Source organism: Rhodococcus sp. MSC1_016 (genome assembly GCF_023667485.2).
Lineage (GTDB): Bacteria > Actinomycetota > Actinomycetes > Mycobacteriales > Mycobacteriaceae > Rhodococcus_F > Rhodococcus_F oxybenzonivorans.
On record NZ_JAMOZI020000001.1, the window covers coordinates 1936187 to 1958255 of the forward strand.

Sequence of the window (22069 nt, forward strand, 5' to 3'; positions counted from 1 at the left end):
CGCGCAACGGCTGGAGCGCGATGCCGTCACGGATGGATCAGCGGCACAATTTGTTTGAACGTTTCGGCTGCGGCCTCGGCCGAGCCGCCCCGCGCCCGGCAGACAGCGATCTGCAGACTGATGAGGAACGCGAGCTGCACCACCGTGGCCGATGCGCCCAGTCCACCCCACGGTCCCGTACCGCCGCCGATGACCAGCCCGATGTCGGACTTCTCCACGAGGGTCGAGCGGGCGTAGCTGGTGACGCCGATGACCGTGGCCCCGGCCGTGCGGGCGGCCTCGACCGGCCGCAGGGTGACCGAGTTCAATCCGCTGTCGCTCACCGCGAGGCACACGTCCCGGGAGGTCAGGTGTCCGGCGGTCAATTGCTGGATCACGGCGTCGGTCGGCGCTTCGGCGTGGCGGCCGTTGAGGATGAACCGCACGGCGAGGGCCGCCGCCGACGGTCCCGAGGCACCGTTGCCGACCACGAGCACCCGCTCCGCCTTTGCGAGTGCCGTCACCGCCCGCTGGAACGCGTCTTCGTCGAGCGGAGCAAGGGCGCCGGCGAGATCCGTCGCCAGTTCGGCGAACACGGCCCGCACCAGTCCGGTGCCGGTCTCGTCGGCGGCGGTTTTTCCCTCTGACCCCGGATCGGCCGACCCCAGATCTCTCAGCAGCAACATTCGTAAGTGTTGAAACCCCTTGAATCCGAGATTCTGGCACGCACGGATCACGGTGGCAGTCGACGTCTCAGCGTGTTCCGCGACATCGGCCGCGGACCACCAGGCAACATCCTGCGGGCGCTCCACGCACACGTCCGCTACGCGACGCTCGCTGGGCGCCAGCTTGGGTGCGACGGCTCGGATGGCGGAGAGGGTGGCCCCCACGGGCGGATCGATCGACGACGCAGTCATGAGCCCTGAATAACACACCACGGTGAACGAAGGGCCACGCCAGGCGCCACGATTCCCGTTCGGCGCCCGACGGTGTCTGCGCATCGCGATGGTCGGCCGGCAGCCGTCTGCGCGCAACGGCCGCTGGTCGGCGAGAGATACCAACCCAATCCGACTCGGGCGACGCAGCCTTCGATGTCGTATTCGCCCGCACCGGCGAACCCGATCACCGCGACATCGTCCTGACCGAGGACGACGTGCACGCGGTGACATCATGATGATCTGCGTATCTCGCTGCACGTCCGACCGAGTGGTCCTCGACCTCTAGCGTCTACGGTGCCGCGTGGAACGTTCCGGTTTTTCACACGCACGTCCGATTTCGACGACGAATCGTTACGCGCCGAGTTTCGCCCGCGTGCGATGGTCGATGTGACCGGCGCTGGGCACGGCACGGAGCGAGAGGAACCCGGATGGTGGGATCGGTCTCCGAGGATGAATCGGTGATCGCCGAGCGAACGGCGTACGAGCGCATGCGTGCCGCCCATCTCCACGGGGTGCAGGCGGCGCTCGAGGACCACGTCGAGCGCCTGGATTGGACGCGGGAGCAGATCGATCGGTACCGCGACCAGCGGCTACGGGCCTTCCTCGGTTACGCCGTCGAACGGTCGCCTTTTCACGCACGCCGATTGCGTGGTCTCGATCCTTCGTCGGCAACGGTCGCCGACCTGGCGCGGTTGCCGATGATGACGAAACGCGACGCGCAGGACGAGTGGGACGCCATCGTCACGGTCGCCGACCTCGACCGCACGCGCGCCGAAAGAATACTGGCTGGGCAGCAATGGTTTTCGTACACTCGGGGCAACCAGCAGATCTTCAGCTCCGGCGGGTCGAGCGGCGTGCGCGGCGTGTACGTGTGGGATTGGGACTTCTTCGTCTCCGCCGCCTCCCTGGCCTGGCGGATGCAGGCGCGGGAGGAGCGGCGCGGGTCGTCGCCGACGTCGGGTGCCCGCCTGGCCGTACTGGCTGCGGGCGGCCCACCGCATGCCAGCACACCGCTGTTCGATGTGCCGACCGCACCGGAAATGAGCACGGTCGTGATCCCTGCGGGCGCACCGTTCGACGAGCTCCTCGCCGCCGTGGCGGCCGCGAGGCCCACGCACCTCGTCGGCTATGCGACGGTGATCGGTCGCCTTGCCCGCGCGGCGGCGGTGGGCGATCTGCAGATCAGCCCGGTGCGGGTGAGCACCAATTCCGAACCGCTGCTCGAGGAGGATCGCGAGGCGATTCGGCGGGTATGGAACATTCCCGTGCACAACCTGTGGGGATCGACCGAGATCGGGGTGCAGGCGGTGGGGTGCGGGCACGGTGAGGGACTGCACGTGTGCGAGGACGAGGTCGTTCTCGAACGTGTCGACGACGACGGGACTCCGGTCGCTGCCGACATGCCCGCCGCCCGCACGCTGGCCACCGGTCTCGCCAACCGCACGTTCCCGTTCATCCGCTACGACCTCGGCGATCAGGTCACGTGGCTACCCGGAAAATGCCCATGTGGAAGCGCATTCACGCGGCTGGCCGACATCGGCGGGCGGCGCGACGACGACTTCCGCTACTCGACGTGCACGATCCCCGCGAGTGTCTTCCGACACGTCCTCGGCACGGATCCCGGCGTCTCCGAATACCAGGTCAGGCAGACCGCCGGCGGTGCGGAGATCCTCGCCGTGGGTACCCCCGACGTGGACCGGCTGACCGTGTCGGTGATCGCCGCGCTGCGCCGGCACGGGCTGAGCGAACCGGAGGTCCAGATCCGCGTCGTCGAGCGTCTTCAGCGTCATCAGACCACCGGGAAACTGCCGCGATTCATCCCGTTGCGTTGAGCCGCTCGAGTGCGGTGCGCGTCGCCGCCTCGACGGTCATCGCGATGAACTCGCGTCGCCGGGCGTGCTGGGCCTGGTCGCTCGTGGAAGCGGTGATCCGCGCTGGACGAGCGCCGGAACGCCTGGCACTCGATACTCGATAGCGGCCTTTGCGTCCGTTCCCGGCCGGGCGGTGCGCGGCGAAATCTTTTGTCGCAACGAATACGAGGTGAAACTCCGTTCACCCCGTGGTGCACATGGTGGGGAATGCTCGACTCGACAAATGTTGGTGAGGAACCTTGATGAATTCCGTAGTCACACAGTCCGAATTCCGTGGTGCCGGTGTCACCCTTGCCGCCGACCGGTGGGATCCACCGACGGCTGATGCCGGCGGATCAGGCGCGGACAGGAAAGGTTTGGTCCTGTTGTTGCACGGCGGCGGGCAGACCCGGCATTCCTGGCGGAACACCGGGCGCAGCCTCGCGGCGGACGGGTGGTCCGCGATCGCGCTGGACGCACGTGGGCATGGAGACAGTGAGTGGGCGCCGGACGGGGACTACGGCATCGATGCGCTGGTCGCCGACTTGATGTCAATCATCGGCGAGCTGGGGGAGAAGCCGGTACTCGTCGGTGCCTCGATGGGCGGGATGACGTCGTTGATCGGGCAAGGGGAGAACCCGGAACTCGCGCGCGGTCTGGTCTTGGTCGATATCGCACCGAAGGTGGAAACGGCCGGCACCGCGGAAATAATGGACTTCATGCGCAGCGGCCTCGATGGATTCGGCAGCCTCGACGACGCTGCAGCGGCGATCGCAGCGTATACCCCGAACCGTGTCCGCAAGCCCAACCCGCAAGGGTTGCGCAAGAACCTTCGCCTGCGTGATGGTCGCTGGTATTGGCATTGGGATCCGGCGTTCCTACGCCAGGGTGACGAACCCACTCGCCAAGCCGACTCGATCATGCGCTACGAACGCGCCCGGGACGCCGCCGCGGCAATCACCGTTCCGACGATGCTCGTCCGTGGCAAGCAATCCCATGTGGTCAGCGAGGAAGGCGCTAAGGAACTGCTCGAACTGATCCCGACCGCCACACTGATCGATGTCGCGGGGGCCGGCCATATGGTTGCCGGCGACGACAACGATGTCTTCAGTGGGGGATTGAAGGAATTCCTCGACGGAGACGTTGCCGCAGCGCGTCACTAACGCGATCGAGGCCTTCGAACGAACCAAGTGAGCCAGGCATCTTCGGCTCGGACACGCCCCGTCATCAGTCCGCGGTCGATGTGGTCCGGGCCGCCCGGCGCGGCATTGCAGCAAGTTGCCCGAGATAGGGCGGATCGCTGTGCAATGTTGCCCGTCCTGGACCTGTGTATTCCACTTGGTCTTCACAAGGGTTCCTTATTAGTGAACTCATGTGACCCATCGCGCCGCCCCGGAAAGACTGACGAGGGTGGCTGGTCGGTGAACGCCCCTGTGCCCGTCCGGGATGCCGAGTGCGTCCTCGGCCGTGTTCGGTCGCCGCAGATTCTTGCCGATGTCGAGCGGGCGCGGGCGGCCGTGCATGACGTCGCCGAACTGCGGTCCGGCAGGCAGACGGTTGAGGTTCTCAATTCCCCTGCAGTCGAACAGCTCCCGTTCGGCACAGCTGGGCGGAGCGATCGGAGCGAGATGGCGGCCCGATCGGAGTAACGGCACGTGTGCAGAGGCCAGCCATGTTTCTTTCGCACCGCCGGGGGAGTGGCGCACCTCTCAGGCGGTCCCACGCAGTGATCCCGGTCGCTTGATTTTAAAGATTATGCATAATAGATTTGTGCGACAGGTTGGCCACTGAGAGAGGACTTGACGCGTGGCGAAGAAACGCGAAATATCCGTTGGGCAGAAATCCCCGCAAAGGGTGAAGAAGGTCGGCGCGGCAGTCATCATCGGAACGTCGCTGGAGTGGTTCGACTTCTACCTCTACGCGTCGATGGCGGCGCTCGTCTTCGGGAAGGTATTTTTCCCGTCGGCGAATTCGTCGGCCAGCACCCTCGCGGCGTTTTCCACGTTCGCGGTCGGATTCCTGGCCAGGCCCTTCGGTGGCATCCTCTTCGGAATCCTGGGTGACCGCATCGGGCGCAAGGCGGTGCTGTCGATCAGCCTACTGATCATGGGAATCGCCTCCGGGCTCATCGGACTCGTGCCCTCGTATGCCGCGATCGGCGTAGCGGCACCGGCGCTACTGATCTTTCTGCGGATTCTGCAGGGATTCGGTGCGAGTGCCGAGCTGGGCAGTGCAATCACGGTGGCCTACGAGCATGCCGACGAGAAGACCAGGGGCCGGTACGGCGCCTACCCGGTGATGGGCGCACAGATCGGCTTGCTCGCGGCGTCGCTCGCGGTCGCTGCGGTCACCAGCCTCGACGACGAGGCCCTCTACACGTGGGGATGGCGGGTGCCGTTCATCGCGAGCTTTGCGATCGTGATCGTGGGCTACTGGATTCGCCGCGCGATGCCCGAGTCGGAGGAGTTCGAGAAGGTGGCGACCGAGGCACGGCAGCGTAAGGGCTTCCAGGTTCTGCGTGACCTGGTGCGCGGTAACTGGCAGGGACTCGTCGTGGTCGCGGCCGTGTACGGCGGGTACTCCGCCCTCTCCTACACCTTCAAGACGTTCTCGCTGTCCTACCTCACGGAGTTTCAGGGTGTGGCGAAGAATGTCGGCGCCCTCGGGGTGACGTTCGCGAGCATCGCGGCGATCATCGCGTGTCCGCTGATCGGGCGCCTGTCCGACCGTGTGGACACCCGCAAGGTCATGATCGGCGGCGCGATCGGGGTCGCGCTGATGGCCTTCCCTGCCTTCTGGCTGTTCGACACCGGCCGATCCCCGCTCATCTGGGGTGTCATGGTGGTCACGACCGGTGTCTTGGCACCGATGATCATGGTGGCGGCAAGCCCGTACATGGCGCGGCAATTCCCCACCGAGGTCCGCGCCTCCGGCATCGGCACCGGCCGGGAGGTCAGCGGCGCCGCAGCAGGGGGCTTGGCCCCGATCCTTGCGCTGACGATGGTGACCATGTCGTCCAGCCACGCGACGTGGGGAGTATCGCTGCTGATCATCGGGTGTGCGGTACTGGTGATCGGTGGCGGGCTGTTCGACCAATCCCGTCGGGTGACACGTGACGCGACCGCATCGTCCGAGGCCCCGGAGGCCGCGGCGCTGGAATCGCAGCGCCGCTAGACCGCGCCGCGGGTCGCGGGCAGTGACGTGGATCACGGGGATGCCTACCATGGTGTAGGTCAGCGACTTCATGGGAGTGCAGTATGCGCAACACGTCGATCCGGCACGATGCCGTGGCGCTGCACGCTGCGATCGCCGGCATCACCCACGACGTGAGTGTGCTGCTGGACCGCGACCTCAGCGGTCCGCACCCGGTCGGTGCACAGTCCCACGGTCAGGCGCTGGGCTGGCTGTGGGACCTCGTGACCGCCGAGATGACGCGTGCGATCGGCCGAAACGACCCGTCGTCCGATGTTCTGACATCCTTGATGGCGATTCTGGGTCGCATACGCGAGGCGGAGGCTGCGGTGGCGCAGCTGGGGCTGGCCGACCACGCGGAGATTTTGGCCAAGGTCCAGTCGGCGTTGGCACGGGTCGGCGACGCGCAGACGGTCGACGCGCTGCTGGCCCGCGCTCCCGAGGCGGTGTGCAGCCTCGGCTTCGATCGTGCGCTGTTGTCGACGGTGGACGGGTCGTGGCGGTTGCATTCGATGCACGTCGTCCGCGACCCTCGCTGGGCGGAGGAGATCGTGGCTGTGGGTAGGGAGGATCCGCCGGTTCTCGACCGCATGCTCGTCGAGAACGACACCGTGGTCGGTGCACGTGCGACGCTCGTCCACGAGGTGCAGGACAACCCACGCGTCAACCGCCCGCTGGCCGAGATAACCAAATCCTCGTCGTATGGCATTGCGCCGCTGATGGTCGACGGTGACGTCGTCGGACTGGTGCACGGCGACTGCTATCACCAGCAACGCAATCTGACCAGTGTCGATCAAGCGCTGTTGTCGACGTTCGCCGAAGGGATGAGCCAGAACCTGGCGAGAGTCAGTGTGCTGGAGGGTTTGTCGGCTTTGCGTACGCAGCTGGACGGCCTCGGGCGCTGGACCAAGGCGTCCGGCCCCGGGTTAGCGAAGTCCGTCGCGCTCGGTCGCGACGACGACTCCGTCCTCACCCGCCGTGAGGTGCAGATCGTGCGACTCATGGCGGATGGCGACTCCAACGGCAAGATTGCCCGCAGGTTGGTTATCTCCGAGGGGACCGTGAAGACTCACATCACCCGTATCCTGCGCAAACTCGGTGCATCCAACAGGGCCGAGGCTGTGTCGATCTGGCTGCGCAATTCCGACGTCACGCGCACTATCACCTGAGGCTGTCGCCGACCGAAGGTCGTACGAATCTACGACCTCGGGCAGATGTTCCCGCCACCTCCGTGCGGAAGAGTGACCTCTAACACAAGCGTGGCGCAAATGCACTGCGTATGTCACTGCAGCACACAGCACGGAGGCCAGAATATGACGCAGAGTGACGGGGTGGCCGACTGGATCGTCGGCATTGATGTCGGCGGCACTTTTACCGACATTATCGGGCTCAACCGCAGAACGGGAGAAACCCGAGACGGCAAGGTGCTCTCGACGCTCCAACAGGAGGAAGGCGTCCTGCAGAGTATCGCGGCGATAGGCGTCGAGATCCCGGATGTCGCCGAAATTGTGCATGGCCATACGGTGGGCATCAACGCCTTGCTCAGTCGCACCGGCGAGCGCACCGGTCTGATCGCGACACGCGGTCACCGCGATCTGCTCGACATCGGTCGCATGCACCGCGAATTCGGTGACCGCTTCTACGATCCCACTTGGCTTCGGCCGCACCAGGAACGGCCCATCGTGCAGCGTGAATCGCGTTTTGGCGTTCCCGAGCGCCTGCGGTACGACGGGTCGGAGTTGTTGCCGTTGGACGAGAATGCCGTTCGCGACGCTGCACGCTCCCTGGCGAGCCAGGGTGCGAAGTCGGTGGCGGTGTGTTTGATGAACTCGTACATCAACCCCTCCCACGAGCAGCGGGCGGCCGAGATCGTCGCAGAAGAGTTGCCGGACGCTTACATTCAAACTTCGGCGCTCTACCCGGTAACCAAGGAGCATGAGCGCACCACGACCGTCGCCCTCGACGCGTACGTGGGCCCGGCCGTCGTCGGCTACCTCGACCGTCTGATGAGCCAGCTGTCCGAGCGTAATTACGCTGGGACGCTGTGGATCATGATGATGAACGGTGGGGTCGCGACGTTCGCCGACGCGGGGCGTGCCCCGGTGTTCCAGCTGGTCTCCGGCCCGGTCGGCGGCGTGAGCGGCAGCGTCAAGCTTGCGAATGAGAGCGGTTCGCCGAACCTGCTCACCATCGACGTCGGTGGCACGAGCACGGACGTGGCAGCGATCGTGCACGGCAAGACGCCGCTCACCGATCTGTGGACGCTGGAAACCGGTCTCACCCTGACCATGCCGTTGGTCGACGTGGAGAGCGTCGGCTCGGGTGCCGGTAGCCTGATCCGGCCCAGCACGCTCGGCAATGTGGCGGTCGGTCCGGCTTCGGCCGGATCGAATCCCGGTCCGGTGTGTTACCGGCGCGGTGGCGTCGAGCCCACGCTCACCGATGCGTGCGCGGCTCTCGGGGTCCTCCAGCCGGACCTGTTCGCCAACGGTTCCATTCAGCTCGACGTCGACGCGTCGCTCGAAGCGCTTCGGAAGACCGGGGAGCAGTTCGGCATGTCGGCCCTCGAGCTCGCCTCGGCGGCCTACGAGGTCGCGTGTGAGGACATCGCCGCGAAGGTCCGCACGATCTCGGTCTACCGGGGACTCGATGTCCGCGAATTCGCCCTGCAGCCCTCGGGGTCGGCCGGCCCGATGCTCGCCGACCGCGTCGGGCAGATCCTGGGCCTGGACAAGGTGATCGTGCCTCGCAACCCCGGCCAGTTCTCGGCCATGGGGCTGCTCCGCAGCGACCTGATGGTCACCCGGGCACAGTCGATCATGAGCCCGCTCGCACCGTCGAGCGCCGAGGCGATCGAGGCCGCCTTCGTCGGGCTGCAGGACCGCATCCGCGGCGAACTCGACAGCCAGGGCGCCGACGTGGGTCGAATCCTCTTCGAGCGGGCCGTATTCGCGATGTATCGAGGCCAGACATGGGACAACCGCATGCCCATCCACTCCGGCGCACTCACTGCCGACAGTGTGACCGATCTGGTGCCGCAGTTCCACGACTTCTACCGGGAGTCATACGGTTTCGCGGCGACGGAGATCCCCGTCGTGATCTCGACGGTGGAGGTGACGGCGATCATCCCGCGCGAGCAGCACAAGACCGACCTCACCCCCGACGACGGGGAGGCGTTCCTCCGCACGACGGAGCTCACCTTGCCGGGCACGACCGGGCAGGTCGAGGTGTCCATCTACGTTCGGGAGCGCCTCCAGCCCTTCGAGCGGGTGCAGGGCCCCGCCCTCGTCGCCGAGAAGTTCGCGACAACCCTCGTCCTTCCGGGCCGGACGGCCTATGTGGACGGCGACCTGAATCTCATCATCGAGCCCCAGAGCTGAGGAGCAGACCATGACGATCATCACCCCTGACACCGGCCCCTCGGTCGACGTCGAACTCGACATCCTCCGCTACGGCCTCACCGAGGTCGCCCGGGAGATGCTCGACTCCCTGATGCGCAGCGCCTTCTCCCCGGTCTGTCGCGACATCCTGGACTGCACCAGCGCCATTCACATGCGCACCGACGACGGCTGGGAAACCGTCGCGCTGTGGGAGGGCTGTATGCAGCACGCCTTCACCGCTCCGCACATCGCGAACTTCGTGATGGACGAGTGGGACATCGACAGCATGCAGCCCGGTGACGTCATCTTCGTCAACGACCCGTGGCGCGGCACCATCCACCAGTCCGACGTCAACCTGCTCCGGCCCGTCTTCGTCGATGGCCGTGTGGAGTTCCTGTTGCACTCGACGTCCCACCTCGTCGATCTCGGTGGTGCGATCCCGGGCGGCTTCTCCAACGGCACCCAGACGCACTTCGAGGAGCAGCTGAAGCTGCCGCCGACGTTGCTGTACGCCAACGACGTTCCGGTTCGGCCGCTGTTCAACTTCATCCTGGAGAACAACCGGGTGCCGCAGCTCGTGCTCGGCGACCTGCGGGCCCTGCACGGCTGCCTGGTGGTCGGCGAGCGCCAGCTGCAGGATCTGATCGCCCGTGGTGGCCTGGAGAAGGTGCGTGCGGCCGGCCGCTACGCCATCGAGGCCACCGAGGCGAGCATGCGGCGCGGCATCGCGAGCATCCCGGACGGCGACTACACCGCCGAGGACTTCCTCGACGAGGACGGTGTCACCGACGAACCGATCCCGGTCAACGTGACGGTCAAGGTCCGCGGAGATTCCATGGAGATCGACTTCTCCGGTTCGGGTCGGCAGCCCCTCGGCAACTGTGGCACCGCCTGGTGCGAGGCCTCGCGCTGCATCGAGGCGGTCAAGCTGATGGTCGATCCGTCGACACCGGTCAACAGTGGCACGCTGCGCCCGATCGAGACTCTGCTGCCGTCCGGGAGCGTGGTGCAGGTTCTGCCGCCGTCGAGTTGCTCCAACCACGCCGATATCGGCGCGCGGGGGATCAATGTAGTCACCCAGGCCCTGAGCCAGGCGATGGACGAGGCATTTGCTTGTGACACAGGCACTGCCGTCGTCGTCAGCCTCGGCGGTGTCGACACTCGCCCGGGCCACGAAGGCACGCCGTGGGGTGCATTCGCGCTCGCCGGTGGCGGTTGGGGCGGCACGTGGAAAGACGACGGTGTCTCCTTCTGCGTGATTCCGATCGGCAACTGCCGGACGTCGGTGCAGGAACACGTCGAGATCGAGAGCCCCCTGGTCATCGTCCAACATGAAATGGTGATCGACACCGCCGGAGCCGGAGAATTCCGCGGCGGTCTCGGCTCGGTCTACTCGATCTTCGCCGAGTCCGACACGATGGTCACCATCACCGCCGACCGCGTCCGCTGCGGCGCCCCCGGCTCGAACGGAGGTGGCGCCGGCTCGCCGGCATACGGCTGGTACATCGAGAACTTCGACCTCGCCGAGCACGGTGACCCACTCGACCTGCGTGGGGCCGAGCCGCTGTTCGGCATGTTCGACGATCACGGTCGGCCGGACCCGAACAAGGGTGAGTTCGGGCGCGGCGCACGCTACCAGACCGGCAAGTTCTCCGGGCTGGTCCTGAAAGCCGGCGATGCGCTCCGCTTCGTCATCGGTGGCGGCGGCGGCTGGGGTGACCCCCTGGCCCGTATCCCGGAAAAGGTTCTGCAGGACGTCCGTAGCGGACTTGTCAGCCCCGAGTTCGCGGCCGACGCCCACGGTGTCGTGATCGCGAACGGTGACGTCGACGAGGCCGCCACATCGGCACGACGAGCGCAGCTGGCCGCCGACCGCGACCAGGGGCGCTGGAGCGTGCCGGTGGCCACCCCCCGCAACTGGAATCTCTGAGAAAGGCATCCCCATGGCAGTCGACCGTCTCCTGTTTCCCCGTCCCGAGACCGACCGGGTCTACGTCGAACGCACCACCGTCGACGGTGAATGTGCGTCTTGCGGCGCAACGAGTCTCGCTCGCTATCCCGTCGCCAACCACCTCGGGCCCCGCATGGTCGTGAAGTGCCAAGAGTGCTTTAACCATGTGTCGGTGACCCGTCCCGCGCCCGAGGACAACTGGCCCGCATGGCGTTCGCCGGCCCGCGACTGGCCGGCATCACGCGTCGGATAGGTACCAACACATCGGAAGAAGGACGGAAAATGTCAGGACTACTCGACGGAAAAGTGGTACTCGTTACCGGCGCGGCGGGAGGCATCGGGCGCGCGACGTCCCTGTTGGCCGCAAAGGAAGGCGCCCGGGTCGCGGTGACCGATGTGTCCGAGGAAGGCGTCGCGGCGACGGCAGACCTAGTTCGCGCGGCGGGCGGTGAGGCGATCGCGCTTCCCGCCGACCTCACGGTCGGATCGGCGGTGAATGCGGTGGTCGCCGCGGCCGTCGACCACTTCGGCAGCCTGGACGGAGCGTTCAACAATGCGGGAGTGAGCGGCGGGCAGATCGGTCAGGGTGGTCGATCCGTCGCGGATTGGGACGAGGAGGCGTTTGACCGGGCCATCGCAGTGAACCTCAAGGGCGTGTGGCTTTGTATGCGCGCTGAGTTGAAGCAGATGGTGACACAGGGCGGGGGCGTCATCGTGAATACCGCATCGCTCGCGGGTCTCACCGGATTCAAAACCACGGCCGGGTATGCGGCGGCCAAACACGGCGTCGTCGGCCTGACCAAGACTGCGGCAATCGAATACGCACCAACCATCCGGATCAACGCGGTGTGCCCGGGTTACACCGACACCGATCTGATGAAGGATGCCAAGCGCCGCAGCGGATCCACCATCATGTCCCGGATTCCCTTCGGCGCACTCGCTCAACCCGACGATATCGCCGAGATGGCGTGCTGGCTCCTCTCCGATCGCGCCGGCTATGCGACCGGCGGCTCGTTCGTCGTCGATGGCGGATACATGGCGGGATAACGCCGCAAGCTTTCAAAGAACATAATATATTGAGGACTGAGTCCCTGTCCGGCCGTGAGCCGGGGAGTGTGCTGTCCACGATCGAGAGGTAGAGGTTCACTGTCATGACCGCACCGATTGCCGAGGCCGAGTGCCACATCGACGGGCGCCCGATCGCGGGTGAGGGGGAGGCCATTCGGTCGATCAACCCGACGACCGGTCGGGAACTGGCCGTCACACCGGCGGCGAGCCCGGCGCAGGTCGCCGCAGCGGTGTCCGCTGCCAGGCGGGCGTTCGACGACGGCGAGTGGAGCCGCCTCGGGCCGGGTGAGCGTAGTGCCGTGCTACACCGGCTGGCGGATCTGCTCGAGCGGGACCGGGAGAAGATTGTCGATCTCGCCGCCACCGAGATCGGCACACCGATCAGCAGCGCCGCCGCCTTGCACGTCGATCTGCCGGTCAGGTTCTTCCGATGGTTCGCCGACGCGGCGGCACGGGGGCCCAGGGACGGATACGAGCAGCCCCTTCCGCTGCATCACGACCCGGTGGTCTCGAGCAGCATGCTGGTGCGGGACCCGGCCGGTGTGGTGGCCGCGGTCGTCGCCTACAACGTCCCGGTCATGATGTGCGCGTACAAGCTCGGCCCCGCACTGGCGTCGGGATGCTCGACCGTGCTGGTGACCTCGCCGCGGGCGGTGTTGCTGACGGCCGCGATCATGCGGCTGATCGAGGAGGCGGGATTCCCGCCGGGTGCGGTCAACCTGGTCTTCGGTCCGCCGAGTGTTACCGCGCAAGTGGTCAGCGCGCCAGAGGTCGACCTGGTGACGTTCACTGGTTCGGCCGCGGTCGGCAGCAGGATTCTCACCTTGGCTGCCCCGACGCTGAAAAAGGTCGTCCTCGAGCTCGGCGGCAAATCACCCAACATCGTGCTGCCCGGCACCGACATCGAGAAGGCGGTACCCGCCTCCGCGCTGCGTTTCACCCGAAACAGCGGCCAAGCCTGTGGGGCGACGACACGAACCCTGGTGCCTCAGGCTGATTTCGACGAGTACGTCGAGAGGTCGGGCAAGTTCCTCGGTGGCCTCACGGTCGGCGACCCCCATCACCCTGACACCGTCCTGGGACCGCTGATCACCGGTGAACATCGTGGAAATGTGGAGGGCTTTCTGGCGCGCGCCCGGGAGGAGGGCGCCGAGGTTCCCGTCGGTGGGGGCCGGCCGCCCGGCCTCGATGACGGCTTCTTCCTCGAACCGACTCTGGTGACCGGTATCTCGAACGACGCGGAGATCGCGCAGGAGGAACTCTTCGCGCCCGTCGGGGTGGTGATGCCCTATACCGACCTGGACGAAGCCGTCCGCATGGCCAACGGTGTCAAGTACGCCCTCAACGCCAACGTGTGGGGCCCCACCCCCGACGCACTCGCGTTCGCTCGTCGTCTTCGGTCGGGCACCGTCACCATCAATGGCGGGGGCGGAATGCGCGGGGACGCCCCGTGGGGCGGACCCGGACACAGCGGCATCGGTCGCGAAGGTGGCGAAGAGGGATTCCGTGAGTTCTTCGAGGTCAAGCACATTCAGTGGCCTGTGTAACCGAACCAACGTCACGATCACCATCACAGCAACAAGAGGAAGAATCTGATGCCAACAATTGTCGAAGATCTCGCGGATTTCGCCGCCGGCGCCGAAGCACGGTCACTCCCGGGTGACGTGGTTGCCGAGTCCAAGCGGATTCTGCTGGACACCCTCGGCTGCGCGGTGGCGTCGCTCGGCGACGCGGGCGCGCGCAGGGGCATCGAGTACGGCCAGTTTCTCGGCGGGTCTGGTGGCCCGGCGTCGATTATCGGAACCGGTGTGAAGACGTCGGTACCCGGTGCGGCGTTCGCCAACGCCGAATTGGTCAACGCACTCGACCAGGACGCGGTCCTGCCGCCCGGTCACGTGACCCCCTACGTGGTGCCCGGCGCGTTGGCGACGGCAGAAGCTCTGCACTCCTCGGGCGAACGCCTGCTCACGGCGATCGCAGTGGCGCACGAAATGTCGTACCGCATCGGCCAGGCCACTGATTATCTACGCGACATCAAAGATGGTGTGGTCACCATCCCGAAGGTCATCGGCTACAGCAGCACGCTGTTCGGTGCGGCGGCCGCGATCGGCGTGGTCAAGGGGTTCGGTAACGACATGCTTGCCGATGCGCTCGGGATCATGGGCTCGACGATGCCGACCAACACCCAGCGGGCATGGATGATGCACGCGCCGTCGACGACGATCAAGTACCAGCTCGCCGGGGGTATGGCCCTGTCGGCGGTCACGGCCGCACAGCTGGCCGAGTTCGGCCACACCGGTGACCGCCAGATGCTCGACGACCGCGAGTACGGCTTCCCCCGATTCATCGGGACTTCACGCTGGGAGCCGGCGCCGATCACCGCGGGTTTGGGGACGGAGTGGACCTTCACCCCGTTCCAGTCGTTCAAGCCGTATCCGCACTGCCGGGTGATGCACGCGCTGTTCGATGCCCTCACCGAGATCATCGAGGTCAACGACATCAAGCCCGACGAGATCGAGGCCATCAACGCCTGGGGTGAGAGCTTCGTGATGCAGCCGGTGTGGGTCAACGAGACCATCCGCAATCCGCGTGATGCGCAGTTCAGCATGACTCACGGCCTTGCCCTCGCCGCACACCGGATTCCCCCCGGCAAGGACTGGCAGACCCCGGAAGCGGTCCTCGACCCGTCCGTCCTCGAGCTCACCAAGAAGACGACATTCCAGGAACACCCCGACTACACCGCGGCACTGGCGAGCAACCCGGCTGCACGCCGATCGCGCATCGAGGTCCACGCACGCGGCACCCGGTTCTCCGGCGAACGCGGCTACCCCAAGGGCAGTCCTTCCCCCGACCCGCTCACGTACATGACCGAAGACGAACTGATCGCCAAGTTCCGCCACAACATCGATGGAGTCGTGAGCGACGCGGACGCGGACGCTGTCATCGAGGCCGTGTACGACCTCGAGAACGTCGACGACATCTCGACGATCCTGAACCGATTGCAGCCCAACTCCGCTGACTGATCGGATCGAAACACTGCGCTGCTCTTGCCGGAGAGTTCGACGGCAAGAGCAGCGCAGTGCTGTGTAGGCACTCGCTACAGTCCTTTCCCGGGCTACCTCTGCCAGCCGCTCCATTTCTCTTGCAGCGCCGAGTCCCCCGCGGAGTCAATGCTTCCCATACGCCGTCTTGTTCGACGAAATGGTTGGTGTAGTAACAGCATCCGGTGCGGCGTTCTTCGTTCTATCTCATCGAACGGTTCAGTGTCTCGGAGGGTAATTCGCCGAACTTCTCGCGGTACTGTCGGGCGAACCTACCGAGGTGGAAGAAGCCCCACCGTGCGGCAGAAGCGCTGACCGATTCCGACCGACCCGCCGCCAAATCGCTGCGGACTCGATCGAGCCGCACCGAACGAACGTACTCACTGGGCGGCATTCCGACGGCCTGCTGAAATCCGAGCTGCAAAGCCCGCGCGGTCACGCCTGCCTTGGCGGCAAGGTCGGCGGTCGTCATTGCCTCGTCGGGGTGTGCGTCGATGAAGTCGATCAGGTTGCGCACCGTTGGCGACCCAGCACGCGGTGACGGCCCGACGAGGGCTTCTGTCAGCTGGTTCGGAACGGTGAGCAGCAGTTGGGTCATAAGCGAGGACTCGAAATCGTGACGTGCGAGAGGCATCGTGGCTATGCCGTCCTCACGTGCGAGTTCTCGGTAGAGGAATTTCACGGCGGCAAGCAGCGACCGACCTGTTCCAGCGGCTGTATCGAAGGTCAAGTCGAAGCGAACTTCCTGCTTCTCCGGTCGGCCGAGCAACGTACCCGCATGGGTCTCCAGAGTGTCGATGGGCAACTTCAGGTGATATTGCGTTGCGTCCGCGCTCCAGTTGATCATCACGGGTGAATCGGGTACGAAGACCACGCCGTCTTGCCTCGCATCCAAGTTCCTCCGAACGCCCCGCTGCTCGACGACACTGCTGCCCTCTATCAAGAAGTTGACGTGATAGCAGGACTGCATCGGGGGACCGTTGAGAATGGCCGCCGCCCCGTAGGACATGCGACCGAGCGTCAGGCGTCCCGACGAAATCGTGTCGAGACGAAAGTCGACTGGCTGCCGATCGTCCAAAGCCAACTCGTGGTTCGCGAAGGTCGTGGCTACGTGTCTGTGGGCAACGTCGGGATCACCGGTTCGAAACTTCCGGAGGCTCGACGCCGCTGCTACCTGTAGCAAGACCCTTCCCTTCCTCTGGTGACCCGTATCACATTTAGTGAATATATTATGCCTTACCGACGGAATGCGCCACCTTCGCTTCGCGGACACCGCGCCTTCGCTTTGAGGATTGTGACCCGCGTCTCTCCTGCTTAGCGTTGTGATTCAGCGTTCTGGGACTAGACCGTCGCTTCCCACAGGAGGACTCAATCCATGTCAGAACCCACGCACGAGGCCCCAAGGCTCGAAGTCGAGAGGCTCCCGCGAGAAGGAGCGTGCCCCCGATGCGGGCAGGAGAAGCTGCGCGCGTATCCCGTCGTCGCCGAGACCGGCTGGCTCCACGTCGTCAAGTGTCAGAACTGTCTCCATTCCGTCGAGCGTGAGCGGTGGTCGCGTCTTGGACACATCCAACTGCTCGCCGATCTCGTTTAAACGCCAACCATCGAGGAGTACGACAATATGATTGCAGTCGATGTAGGGGGCACCTTCACAGATGTCGTCGCATGGCGCGACGGCGAGATTCTGACTACCAAGGTGTCTACCGACTACACCGAGGTCGCAGGACCGGTACTCAAGGGCGCACAGCTGCTTGGAGTCGAAGGCTCGGATGTCTTCAACCACGCCAGCACCCACGGCCTCAACGCGGTCATCACTCGAAAGCTACCCAAAATCGGTTTCCTGACCACCGAGGGACATCGCGACATTCTCGACATGGGACGGGTCTGGCGACCCACAGAAGCAATACTCGATCCGCATTGGCGCCGCAGCTTCGGTGACGCATCGAGGCCGATCGTTGATCGCTACCTTCGCCGAGGCATCCGCGAAAGGCTCACTTCGGATGGAAGCGTGCTTTTCAAACTGGACGAGGAGCAGGCCCGTGCGGAGCTAGAAGTGCTGCGCAGGTGCGATGTGACCGGGGTGGCGATCTGCCTCATCAACGCGTACGTCAACCCCGTCCACGAAATTCGGCTACGCGAGCTGGTCACAGAGGTGCTGGGCGACGTCCCGTGCTCCATTTCCAGTGAGGTGTCGCCCCTCGCCAAAGAGTACGCACGCGCATCGACGACCGTGATCGACACCTTGATGAAAATCATTTACACCAAGTACTCGGCGAGCTTGGGAGAAGGGTTGACCGAGCTCGGCTTCACCGGCCAACTCAACTTCGCGGACTGCGCGGCAACCCTCGTTCCCGCCTCGCGCGCAATGGACCTGCCGTTCAGGATCGTGTTCTCGGGACCGGCCGCAGGCACAGTCGCATGCGCTCACTTCGGCGACCTTATCGGTGAAACAGACCTACTGTGTGCCGATGTCGGTGGGACCTCGTGCGACATCAGCGTAGTAACGGGCGGGGCTCCGTTCGTCAACACCAGTTTCGAACTGGAACACGATCTGGTCGTCAACGCACTCGCCAACGACATCTCCAGCATCGGCGCCGGTGGCGGAAGCATCGTCGCGATCGGCCAGTCCGGGGAAATTCTGGTTGGTCCCGACAGTGCACGGGCACAGCCCGGCCCCGCCTGCTACGGGCGCGGCGGTACCGTACCCACGACCACAGACACGTGTCTGATGATCGGAATCATCGACCCGGAAGGTTTCGCCGGCGGCGAACTCGATCTCGACATCGCGGCCTCCGAGCGCGCGTTCGAGGGGCTCGACACCGACTTCAGCCTCGCGCAGCGAGTCCGCTACGCGTACGAGATGGCGGTCAACAACATGGCCGAGGGCGTATTCAATGTCGCTATCAAGAACGGCGTCGACCCGCGTGACTACAGCCTCGTTGCTTTCGGTGCAGCCGGACCGATGTTGTTACCCGCCGTTCTCGACACCGTGCATTGCAAGCAGGTGATCGTGCCGCCGAATCCCGGTCTGTTCTCGGCTATCGGTCTGCTGGCCGCTGACCAGGTGTTCACGGTCAACCGAAGCGCTTACCTGCTGCTGTCGCCGGACAAGGCACCGTCGATCGACGCAGTGTTCACCGAGATGGAAACTCAGCTTCGCGAACAGGTAGGCGATACCACCGCGGTGACATTCCTCCGCAGCATGGACGCGCATCTCGTCGGTCAGAGTTGGGATACACCGTTTGTGCCGGTACCCGACGGGGTGATCGACGCAGACGCCGTAGCAACGATGGTGACCTCGTTCCACGACACGTACGAGAGTCGTTCAGGCAACCGTTTCGAAGCCATGCCGGTCGAAGGCGTGACATTTCGGATACGCGCCGTGGTCGAGACGTCGAAAATCGAGTTCCCCCGTGTCCCCGTTCGCGGAGCCGACGAGCCCCTACTGCCAGTGCGCACAACCACACTGCGTTTCCTCGGCGACATCGATGGGGGCGGCGACGGCGCGCAGGAGGCCCACGTATACGAGCGGTCGACGCTGCGCGCGGGTGATGTGCTTCCCGGCCCGACGATCATCGATGAGGGACTGTCCACCACCCATGTGGGCGCCGGCCAGCAGGCGACCGTCGGCAAGTACGGCGAACTGATCATTCGGAGGAAATAACTATGTCCACTCTGACCGTCCCGTCCGTGTCGCCGGAATCGACTCGGCGACTTCGAGACCTCAGCGACAGCGAATTCAAGGACACTTACGGGTGCGACCGCTTCAGCGCATCCGTGATCTTGAACCGGCTGCGATACGCCGTAGAGCACATGTCCACCGGGTTCATGCGAGAGGCGTTCTCGCCGATCATCCGCGATTGGTACGACTTCGCGTGCACGATCAGTGGGCCGGCAGACCGGGACTACCCGATGGCCGTTGTGAGCAACAGCCTCGTCGTCTTCCTGGGAACCATGGGTGACGCGGTTCGCAACGCCGTCGAGGAGTACGGCCCCGAAAATCTGCGCCCTGGCGATGTTCTGATCTGCAACGACCCCTACCGCGGAGGCAGACACGTCAACGATGTCGCGTTCACGCGCCCGGTCTTCGTGGACGGAAAGATCGTGTCCTACGTCAACCTGTGCGCCCACCAGTTGGACATGGGTGGCACGGTCCCGGGCGGATTTTCGGCCACCAAGTCGAACGTCTACGAGAATGGCCTCGTCATCCCACCGATGTTGTTGTGGTCGGAAGACAAGCCGGTCCGATCCACCTTCAGTCTGATCTTCGACAACACCCGATGGGGCGGAATGCTGCTCCCCGACTTCAAGAGCATCTATCAGCAATTGAAGCTTGGGGAGCGGTTGATCCTGGAAAACATCGACCGCTACGGACTCGACTCCTACCTCGGGACACTCGACTATTCGTGCGACACGTCGGCCGAACGAATGCGCGACGCTATCGGACGCGTTCCCGACGGCGACTACGCCGGGTCTGCGCTGATCGATGCGGATGGATTGGACGACACCCTCGACTACACGGTCCGCGTGCTGGTGCGCAAACGAGGAGATGATATCGAGGTCGATCTGTCGGGGACCTCGGCTCAAGCGCGGACATGCATAAACTGCGGTGTACTCGATGCAAAGACTGCAGTGGGTGTCGCCTTGACCATCCTGCTGGATCCGAAAGTTCCGTTCACATCCGGAACCTGGCGCAACATCGACATCGCCGCTCCCGCTGGGACTATCGTCTCCTCGCTACCCCCGGACGGCGGCATCATGATGTTCTGGGAGGCATCGGGCGCGATCGCGTCGGCTATCTTCGATGCGCTCAATCCTGTTCTCGGAGTGCAGGGTGTGGGCGGAGACTACGGTTCTACCAATACCCACAATGCCTCTGGCGTGCGGCCGGACGGCACAACATGGACGAGCGCGACCCAATGCGGAGGGGAGCACGGCCCGTGGGGTGCATCGAAGGCCGGTGACGGCGACAGCTACACCGTGCTCCTGACCCTCAACAACCTCGACCCGGCTACCGAAACGATCGAACACGACTCACCGGTCGTCGTTCTGCGAAAAGAGCACGCGATCGACACGGGTGGCGCGGGTACGTTCCGAGGCGGAGCGGCGAATTTGAAAGACACTTTATGGCTGACGGCCGGCCAGCATTATTTGTCACCCTTCCGGACGAAGAAGCCGAGCGGCGTCGGCGCCAACGGAGGCAATGCAGGACCGAACGGGGCGATGTGGCTATTTCCACCGACGACCGATGCTCCGGTGAAAGGCCTCGTCGATACCGCAGACAGCGCGTACGAACACAGCGAACCGGTCGCGGGTGTTCTCAATCCGTCGACGCATGCGCTCGACCCCGAAAACGGCGAGTACAACTATTTCGCACGTCGGCAGGTGTGGGCGACCGCACCGAACACCATCCTGCGCTGTTTGACGAACGGAGGTGGGGGTTGGGGTGATCCCTTCGCTCGAGACCCCGAACGAGTTCTGGCCGACGTACGCAACGAGTACGTCAGCATCGAGGCTGCTGCAGCACAATACGGCGTCGTCGTCGTCGGTGACCCACGCAACGACCCGGAAGGTCTGCGGATCGACGTTGCCGGTACCGACGCGCTACGTGGAAAGGCACAGTGATGAAGAGCGTACTGTTCCCAGGTGATGGCACTACGGTGCTGCGGGACATGCCGGAGCCGACCCCCGGCCCTGGTGAGGTGGTCGTCAAGATCCGAGCCTCAGGGATGTGTGGATCGGATCTGCACTTTTATCACGGCAGTTTCGATTTCGACCACTCTGTCATCCAGGGACACGAACCGTGCGGAGAGATCTACGCAATCGGTGAAGGCGTCGCACCCACCGCCGCAACCGTCGGCGACCGCGTCATGATCCACCACTACTTCGGTTGCGGTATGTGCAGGCGTTGTCGCGCGGGCTGGCCACAGATGTGTGAGACAGGTCGAGGCAAGACGATGGCCGTCCACGTCAACGGGGGACATGCACCGTTCGCAGTCGTACCGGTTACTTCGATACTGCCGCTGCCCGGCGGAATGTCCTTCAAAGCCGGCGCGGCGATCGGGTGCGGTACCGGAACTGCCTGGGGTGCGATCAAGCGACTCGGCGGAGTCAGTGACACCGTCACCGTTGTTATCGGCCAGGGTCCAGTCGGACTTTCCGCCACGATGTTTGCGGCTTCCATGGGTGCGATGGTAATCGGCGTGGACATCGATGCGCGGCGGTTGGAGCGCGCGAAGCACTTCGGTGCGGACGTCGTCGTCAACTCTCGCGAGGAATCGTTGCTCGACGTTGTCAGTGACTACACCGGTGGGCGTTTGGCCGATGTCGTGATGGAGACGTCCGGGCGGGCGACCAAAGACGCGTTCAGCGTGCTGGGGACATTCGGCCGAGCGTGCTTCACAGGATTGCCTGGTGAAGTGGAGTTCACGACGCAAGCCGTATACAAGAAGCAGTGGACGGTCATGACCTCGTGGACCATGTCGTCCATCGAACAAGCGCGCTGCGCCGACTACGTGGTCTCCCACGATCTGCCGGTCGACGACCTTTATTCGCACCGTTGGACGATCGATCAGGCAGCCGAGGCCTACGAGTGGTTCGACAAGCAAGACGCGGGCAAGGGTGTCTTCGAGTTCGACTGATCCGTACCCGTCCGTACTCAGGCGACATC

The 22069-nt window shown here is 64.8% G+C and carries 17 protein-coding genes; 13 read left to right on the plus strand and 4 right to left on the minus strand.

The annotated features are described in order from the left end of the window. Positions 1 to 26: 26 nt before the first annotated feature. Positions 27 to 896: a MurR/RpiR family transcriptional regulator gene (locus L1080_RS09110; protein ID WP_250763482.1), complete on the minus strand. Its 870-nt coding sequence runs from the start codon at positions 894 to 896 to the stop codon at positions 27 to 29. A gap of 449 nt (positions 897 to 1345) precedes the next feature. Between L1080_RS09110 and L1080_RS09115 the strand changes: the two genes are divergently transcribed. Continuing rightward, the gene (locus tag L1080_RS09115) at positions 1346 to 2749 is read left to right on the plus strand and encodes a phenylacetate--CoA ligase family protein (RefSeq protein ID WP_250763479.1); all 1404 of its coding nucleotides are present in this window, start codon (positions 1346 to 1348) and stop codon (positions 2747 to 2749) included. Between the two features lie 281 nt (positions 2750 to 3030). Continuing rightward, the gene (locus tag L1080_RS09120; RefSeq protein ID WP_250763477.1) at positions 3031 to 3930 is read left to right on the plus strand and encodes an alpha/beta fold hydrolase; all 900 of its coding nucleotides are present in this window, start codon (positions 3031 to 3033) and stop codon (positions 3928 to 3930) included. A 207-nt stretch (positions 3931 to 4137) separates the two neighbouring features. Here the strand turns inward: L1080_RS09120 and L1080_RS09125 are convergent, their stop codons facing one another. After that, the gene (locus L1080_RS09125) at positions 4138 to 4422 is read right to left on the minus strand and encodes a hypothetical protein (protein WP_250763475.1); all 285 of its coding nucleotides are present in this window, start codon (positions 4420 to 4422) and stop codon (positions 4138 to 4140) included. 151 nt (positions 4423 to 4573) lie between these two features. On the opposite strand from L1080_RS09125, the gene L1080_RS09130 reads away from it, so the two are divergent. The 8 genes from L1080_RS09130 (at position 4574) to L1080_RS09165 (ending at position 15381) form a co-directional block, all read left to right on the plus strand. Then, positions 4574 to 5941, plus strand: a complete 1368-nt coding sequence (locus tag L1080_RS09130; protein WP_250763473.1) for an MFS transporter — start codon at positions 4574 to 4576, stop codon at positions 5939 to 5941. A gap of 83 nt (positions 5942 to 6024) precedes the next feature. Next, the gene (locus L1080_RS09135; protein WP_250763471.1) at positions 6025 to 7128 is read left to right on the plus strand and encodes a LuxR C-terminal-related transcriptional regulator; all 1104 of its coding nucleotides are present in this window, start codon (positions 6025 to 6027) and stop codon (positions 7126 to 7128) included. 144 nt (positions 7129 to 7272) lie between these two features. After that, complete coding sequence (locus L1080_RS09140; RefSeq protein ID WP_250763469.1) at positions 7273 to 9339, plus strand: hydantoinase/oxoprolinase family protein; 2067 nt, start codon at positions 7273 to 7275, stop codon at positions 9337 to 9339. A gap of 10 nt (positions 9340 to 9349) precedes the next feature. After that, positions 9350 to 11269, plus strand: a complete 1920-nt coding sequence (locus L1080_RS09145; RefSeq protein ID WP_250763467.1) for a hydantoinase B/oxoprolinase family protein — start codon at positions 9350 to 9352, stop codon at positions 11267 to 11269. 13 nt (positions 11270 to 11282) lie between these two features. After that, positions 11283 to 11543 carry a hypothetical protein gene (locus L1080_RS09150; RefSeq protein WP_250763466.1) on the plus strand — a complete coding sequence of 87 codons (261 nt, stop codon included), beginning with the start codon at positions 11283 to 11285 and terminating at the stop codon, positions 11541 to 11543. Between the two features lie 29 nt (positions 11544 to 11572). After that, positions 11573 to 12337, plus strand: coding sequence for an SDR family NAD(P)-dependent oxidoreductase (locus tag L1080_RS09155; RefSeq protein ID WP_250763462.1), 765 nt, complete (start codon positions 11573 to 11575; stop codon positions 12335 to 12337). Between the two features lie 104 nt (positions 12338 to 12441). Further along, positions 12442 to 13905, plus strand: a complete 1464-nt coding sequence (locus L1080_RS09160) for an aldehyde dehydrogenase family protein (RefSeq protein ID WP_250763459.1) — start codon at positions 12442 to 12444, stop codon at positions 13903 to 13905. Between the two features lie 48 nt (positions 13906 to 13953). Next, a complete protein-coding gene (locus L1080_RS09165; protein WP_250763456.1) occupies positions 13954 to 15381 on the plus strand; it encodes an MmgE/PrpD family protein in 1428 nt (475 codons plus the stop codon). A gap of 220 nt (positions 15382 to 15601) precedes the next feature. Here L1080_RS09165 and L1080_RS09170 read toward each other — a convergent pair whose 3' ends face one another. Both L1080_RS09170 and L1080_RS09175 read right to left on the minus strand, forming a co-directional pair. Next, a complete protein-coding gene (locus L1080_RS09170) occupies positions 15602 to 16582 on the minus strand; it encodes an AraC family transcriptional regulator (RefSeq protein WP_250763453.1) in 981 nt (326 codons plus the stop codon). Between the two features lie 195 nt (positions 16583 to 16777). Continuing rightward, entirely contained in the window at positions 16778 to 16930 is a 153-nt protein-coding gene (locus L1080_RS09175; RefSeq protein WP_250763450.1) for a hypothetical protein, read from the minus strand. Positions 16931 to 17020: 90 nt separating this feature from the next. Here L1080_RS09175 and L1080_RS09180 point away from each other — a divergent pair, with 90 nt between their 5' ends. From L1080_RS09180 to L1080_RS09190, 3 genes are read left to right on the plus strand one after another with little or no spacing between them, the layout of a single operon-like run. Next, a complete protein-coding gene (locus L1080_RS09180; RefSeq protein WP_250763447.1) occupies positions 17021 to 19063 on the plus strand; it encodes a hydantoinase/oxoprolinase family protein in 2043 nt (680 codons plus the stop codon). A 2-nt stretch (positions 19064 to 19065) separates the two neighbouring features. Beyond that, on the plus strand, positions 19066 to 21024 hold the full coding sequence (locus L1080_RS09185) for a hydantoinase B/oxoprolinase family protein (protein WP_250763444.1): 1959 nt from the start codon (positions 19066 to 19068) through the stop codon (positions 21022 to 21024). A 47-nt stretch (positions 21025 to 21071) separates the two neighbouring features. Beyond that, entirely contained in the window at positions 21072 to 22040 is a 969-nt protein-coding gene (locus tag L1080_RS09190) for a zinc-binding dehydrogenase (protein ID WP_250763441.1), read from the plus strand. Positions 22041 to 22069: the final 29 nt, after the last annotated feature.